The sequence below is a fragment of the Pseudomonas sp. genome, assembly GCF_041601375.1.
GTDB lineage: Bacteria > Pseudomonadota > Gammaproteobacteria > Pseudomonadales > Pseudomonadaceae > Aquipseudomonas.
In genome coordinates, this window is the sequence record NZ_JBFIIG010000258.1 from 1 (window position 1) to 4,685 (window position 4,685).

The window sequence follows — 4,685 nt, forward strand, 5'->3', positions numbered from 1 at the left end:
GAGGTTGCGCCGGCACAACAGAGGGCAAATAGTTGCTCGAGCGCCCACGCGCTGTGACACAGCGCAGGATGACGATTCAACCGTTTTGGTTATAGTAGCCACCAGGTATCGCCGCTCTTAAAAAGGAAACAGCATGCGCCGTATGATCCTCACCAGCAGCTTGCTGCTCGCCCTGAGCGCAAGCGCCATGGCCAGCCAGGTATACAAATGGGTCGATGCACAAGGGGGCACTCACTTTGGCGCGCAGCCGCCACAAGGCCAGCACGCGACCACTATCAATACTGCAGCACCGCCGCCGAAGACTGCCGAGCCGGCAGCAGCACCGACTTTCGAGAGCATTGCCGATCCGGAGCAGGCCGCTGTCGATGAAAAAGTGAAACAGCAAATCGCGGCCCAGGAAGTAGAGCGCAAGAAATACTGCCAAACCGTGCGCACCAATCTGGCGCAGCTGGAAAACAACCCGCGCGTGCGCGTGGAAGTCGACGGCGAAGTACGCCGCCTGAACGAGGAAGAGCGTCAGCAGCGCATCAATGAAGCCAAGCAGGCGATTGGCGAGAACTGCAAGTAATCCGCCCCGCGCGGGCAGCCCCTCAGGCGGCGCTACAAATCAGTCGATCGAACTCGCCCAGCAGCCTGATCAGCCCCTGGGCCTGCTCGTTGCCCGCACCATAGACCTGCTCAGCCATTGGCTGAATGCCGCACGCCTCGGGCAGCGCGGCATCGTTCTCGAGCAGGTCTTTCATGCGCGGCAGAAAAATCCACTGCAACCATTGCTCGAAGGACAGCGTATCGACGCAAAAAGGTTGCTGACTGGCCAGCGCCTGATCGCTCGGTTGTTGCTCGTCCCACCAGCCTTGCAGGCGCAACTCACGCTCGATCAGCAACAGCTGTTGCGCAATCGCCGGCACACGAGTGTCCATCAGAGACTGACCTTTGCCCGCTCACGCGCCTGCGCCGCACCGACCGGATCGCCCTGCCGCTCACGGGCCTGGGCGATCAGATTCCAGAGGCTGGCCTGCAACGCCGGACGGCCGCTGGCATAGCTCAGGCCGCGCCGGGCGAACTGTTCGGCCTGCGCCGCGTCGCCTTGGGCCAGGCGCACTTCCGCCAGACGATAGAGCACTTGCGGCTCGCGCGGAGCAATGCGCTGGGCACGCTCCAGGCTGGACGCCGCACCATTCAGGTCACCGCTACCCTGCTGCTGCTGGGCTGCGGTAAGCAATGCCAATACGGGACCGTCCAACTGCTCATCGGCGGCCAAACCACCGGAGCTCGGTATTCCGCTCGGCATCGAAGGCGGCGGTACGCTGTAGTCGCCCGCACCCGCAGGCTCGTCGATGTAGGGGGCCGCACTGGAAGGCCCGCCCACAACACCGCCTATCGGCGAGCTTGGCGCCGGAAACGTCTGGATCGGCGCAGAACTGCCGCCGGCCCCGGGCACCATCACCACCACACCGGAATCCTGCGGCTGACTCTGTGGCGGCTGGGCGGTCGAACGGCCGTAACCACCCGCATCGGTTTGCTGCTGGCCATAGACCGACGAACTGGAATCGACAACGGGAATGGAGCCGCGCGGCACACTGGCACAACCGCCCAGCACTACCGAGGCGGTTAAAACAGGAATCAACCACTTGATCACTTCACACCCTCTTCACTTAATCCAACCAACCACGAACCCAATCCATCACCGAATCGACCGGGGCCTGAATACCACAGGCCTGGCCAGGGACAGGCTCACTGCCGCGAATATACGGCATCTGCACGGCATTCGGGCAGCTCGGGTCAGAGCCCTGGCCGCTAGCGGCATTCACCCAGGCCTGGACAACGTTATCCGGCAGCGGCATATCCAGCGGCAGTGGATCGGCCTTGATCATGAAATCCGTCCAGACCTGCAGGGCGCCACTTGCGCCAGTCAATGGCGTAGGGCCATTGTCGTCGCGGCCAAGCCAGACCACCGCCAGCAGATCCTGGCTGAAGCCGGCGAACCAGCTGTCCCGTGAATCGTTACTGGTGCCGGTCTTGCCGGCCAGCGCCAGAGAGCCGGGCAGGCGACTGTAAACCGAACGCCCGGTGCCCTCGCGCATGGTGCGTTGCATGGCATTTTGCAGCAGGTAGATCGCCCCGGCATCGAAACGCTGCTGGATCTGGTAGGGGTAGCGTTTGAGCGGCTCACCCTCGGCAGTCAGCACACTACGGATACCGCGCAAGGGCGTGTTGAAGCCGCCGTTGGCCATGGTTTGATACATATCCGCCACCTCCATCGGAGTCAGCGCACCGGCCCCCAGCAACATCGACGGATAGGCCGGCCATTTTCGCGAAACGCCCAGACGCTCAAGAGTTTTGAGTACATTCGGCACTCCCAGTTCCAGTCCCAGCTTGGCACTGGACAGGTTGTAGGAATGGGCCAGGCCCTGGTACAGGTAAACGGTGCCATGGGCCTTGCGGTCATAGTTTTGCGGACTCCAGACCTGGCCATCCTGACCCGTGATCGAGAAGGGCTGATCCTCCAGCAAACTGGTCAAGGTGTACCGACTCGGACGCTCCAGCGCGGCCAGGTAGATCGCCGGTTTGATCAGGGAGCCGATCGGCCTGACGGCATCCAGCGCGCGGTTGAAGCCGGCATAACGTGGCTGGCGACTGCCGATAAGCACCTGGACTTCGCCGGTTTCCGGGTTGGTCACGACCATGCCGGCCTCAACCTGGTCCACCCCCTTGCGGCCGGCCAGGCGCTTCAGCGAGTCGGCCAGGGCACTTTCAGCCTTGAACTGAAGAATCGGGTCGAAGCTGGTGAAGATGCGCAGGCCCTCTTCGGTCAAATCCTCTTCGCGGTAATCCTCACGCAACTGGCGCTTGACCAGATCGAGGAACGCCGGGAACGAGCTATCGGCCATGCTGCCGCGCTGGGTCACGCCGAGCGGCTTCTGCTTGGCGGCGACTGCTTGCTCGAGCGTGATCACGCCCTGCTCGACCAGCACATCGAGGATCAGATTACGCCGCTCCAGGGCGCGTTCGGGATTGCGCCGCGGGTTGTAATAGGTGGGCCCCTTGACCATACCGACCAGCAAAGCCACCTGCTCGAGTTTCAACTCGGACAGCGGCTGACTGAAGAAGTACTGACTGGCCAGGCCGAAACCATGCACCGCGCGCTGGCCGTCCTGCCCGAGGAACACCTCGTTGAGGTAGGCCTCGAGAATGTCCTGCTTGTCGTAATGCAGTTCGAGCAGCACCGCCATCATGGCCTCAGTGGCCTTGCGGATCAGGCTGCGCTCGTTGGTCAGGTAGAAATTCTTCACCAACTGCTGGGTCAGGGTGCTGCCCCCCTGGACAACCTGCCCGGCCGTGGCGTTGACCCAGACGGCGCGGGCGATCGACTTGGGCGACACCCCGAAATGATTGAAGAACTCGCGATCCTCGATCGCCACCAGGGTTTCCACCAGATAGGGCGGCACCTGCTCCAGCTTGATCAGCAAGCGGTCTTCCTGGTGCGCCGGGTACAAACCGCCAATCAGCATCGGCTCCAGGCGGGCCACCGCCAGGCTGCTGCCATTGGCCTGATTCAGGCCGGCGACGTAATCGCCGGAAAAGCGCACGCGCACGCGCTGCGATGGCTCACGGCTTTCATAAAACTGGAAGCCGCGCGTGTGCAGCTCGAGGTTGTTGCCGGCTACCGACACGGCGCCAGGACCATCGACCGCACTCTCCCGGCGATAACCGAGGGCATCCAGCTCCTGGAGAAAATCACTCTTGGTCAGTTTCTGCCCGACGAACAGCTCCAAAGGTCTGGCATAGACCTTGGCGGGCACGGTCCAGCGCTTGCCGGAGAACTTCTCCTGCACCACTGCATCGAGGTAAACCGCAAAGGCGGCGAGCACCACCAAACCGACCAGGCCGAGCTTGATAGCCCAGCCCAACCAGGGGCGCATGCCACGCGAGCGGCGCTTTGAACGAGAACGAGGAGATCGGGTACGAGTCATGGCGCGGCATTATACGCACTTTGCCCCGGACAAGCAGGAGCAGCCCGGCGGTTTGCACAGCGGCTCTCAGCGGCCATAATGCCGCTCTCTTATTTGTTTGAAAGCCAAGGATCGCCCGTGAGCCAAGCCCTGATTGCCGCCCTGCAGAACCCGGCCCTATACCCCCACCCGGTAGAGGCTTTCCAGGTCATCGAGACGCATATCTCCTGGGTAGTGTTGACCGGCCCCTATGCCTACAAGATCAAGAAACCGGTGAATTTCGGCTTCCTCGACTTCTCCGAACTGAGCGCTCGCGAGCACTTCTGCAAGGAAGAGTTGCGCCTCAACCAGCGCCTCACTCAAGGCCTGTACCTGGAAGTTTTGCCGATCAGCGGTAGCGCCGAAGCACCGCAACTGGACGGCGAGGGTCCGATCATCGAGTACGCCCTGAAAATGCGCCAGTTCCCGCAGGATCAGTTGCTCGCCGAAGTGCAGGCGCGCGGAGAGTTGAGCGAAGCGCATATCGACGCCCTGGCCGAGCAAATTGCCCAGTTCCACCTCGATGCGCCGCAGGTACCTCAGACCCATGAACTGGGCTCACCAGAAGCGGTGATGGCGCCGGTCAGGCAGAATTTCGAGCAGATCCGCGCGATGCTCTCGGACAAGGCCGACCTGCAGCAACTCGATGCCCTGCAAGCCTGGGCTGAAAGCAGTTTCGAACGACTCGAGCCA

General features: G+C 62.3%; 4 protein-coding genes and 1 pseudogene. 2 read left to right on the top strand and 3 right to left on the bottom strand.

The window, feature by feature from the left end:
• The first annotated feature begins 133 nt into the window (after nt 1-133).
• A complete protein-coding gene (locus ABZE94_RS20485; protein ID WP_372877928.1) occupies nt 134-568 on the top strand; it encodes a DUF4124 domain-containing protein in 435 nt (144 codons plus the stop codon).
• 22 nt (nt 569-590) lie between these two features.
• Here ABZE94_RS20485 and ABZE94_RS20490 read toward each other — a convergent pair whose 3' ends face one another.
• Genes ABZE94_RS20490 through mrcB form a run of 3 tightly spaced genes read right to left on the bottom strand, consistent with a single transcriptional unit; the run spans nt 591 to nt 3,974 of the window.
• Nucleotides 591-920 carry a YqcC family protein gene (locus ABZE94_RS20490; protein ID WP_372877930.1) on the bottom strand — a complete coding sequence of 110 codons (330 nt, stop codon included), beginning with the start codon at nt 918-920 and terminating at the stop codon, nt 591-593.
• Nucleotides 920-1,639 (bottom strand): tetratricopeptide repeat protein, encoded by a 720-nt coding sequence (locus ABZE94_RS20495; protein WP_372877932.1) that lies wholly within the window; start codon nt 1,637-1,639, stop codon nt 920-922. The genes ABZE94_RS20490 and ABZE94_RS20495 overlap by 1 nt, the downstream gene beginning before the upstream one ends.
• 16 nt (nt 1,640-1,655) lie before the next feature.
• Nucleotides 1,656-3,974: a penicillin-binding protein 1B gene (mrcB, locus tag ABZE94_RS20500; RefSeq protein WP_372877934.1), complete on the bottom strand. Its 2,319-nt coding sequence runs from the start codon at nt 3,972-3,974 to the stop codon at nt 1,656-1,658.
• Nucleotides 3,975-4,091: 117 nt separating this feature from the next.
• Between mrcB and ABZE94_RS20505 the strand changes: the two are divergent.
• Nucleotides 4,092-4,685: pseudogene (locus ABZE94_RS20505) on the top strand (hypothetical protein); the annotation flags it as partial.

Coding starts and splice junctions, on each gene's coding strand:
- ABZE94_RS20485 (WP_372877928.1), top strand. CDS start 134: ATGCGCCGTATGATCCTCACCAGCAGCTTGCTGCTCGCCCTGAGCGCA.
- ABZE94_RS20490 (WP_372877930.1), bottom strand. CDS start 920: ATGGACACTCGTGTGCCGGCGATTGCGCAACAGCTGTTGCTGATCGAG.
- mrcB (WP_372877934.1), bottom strand. CDS start 3,974: ATGACTCGTACCCGATCTCCTCGTTCTCGTTCAAAGCGCCGCTCGCGT.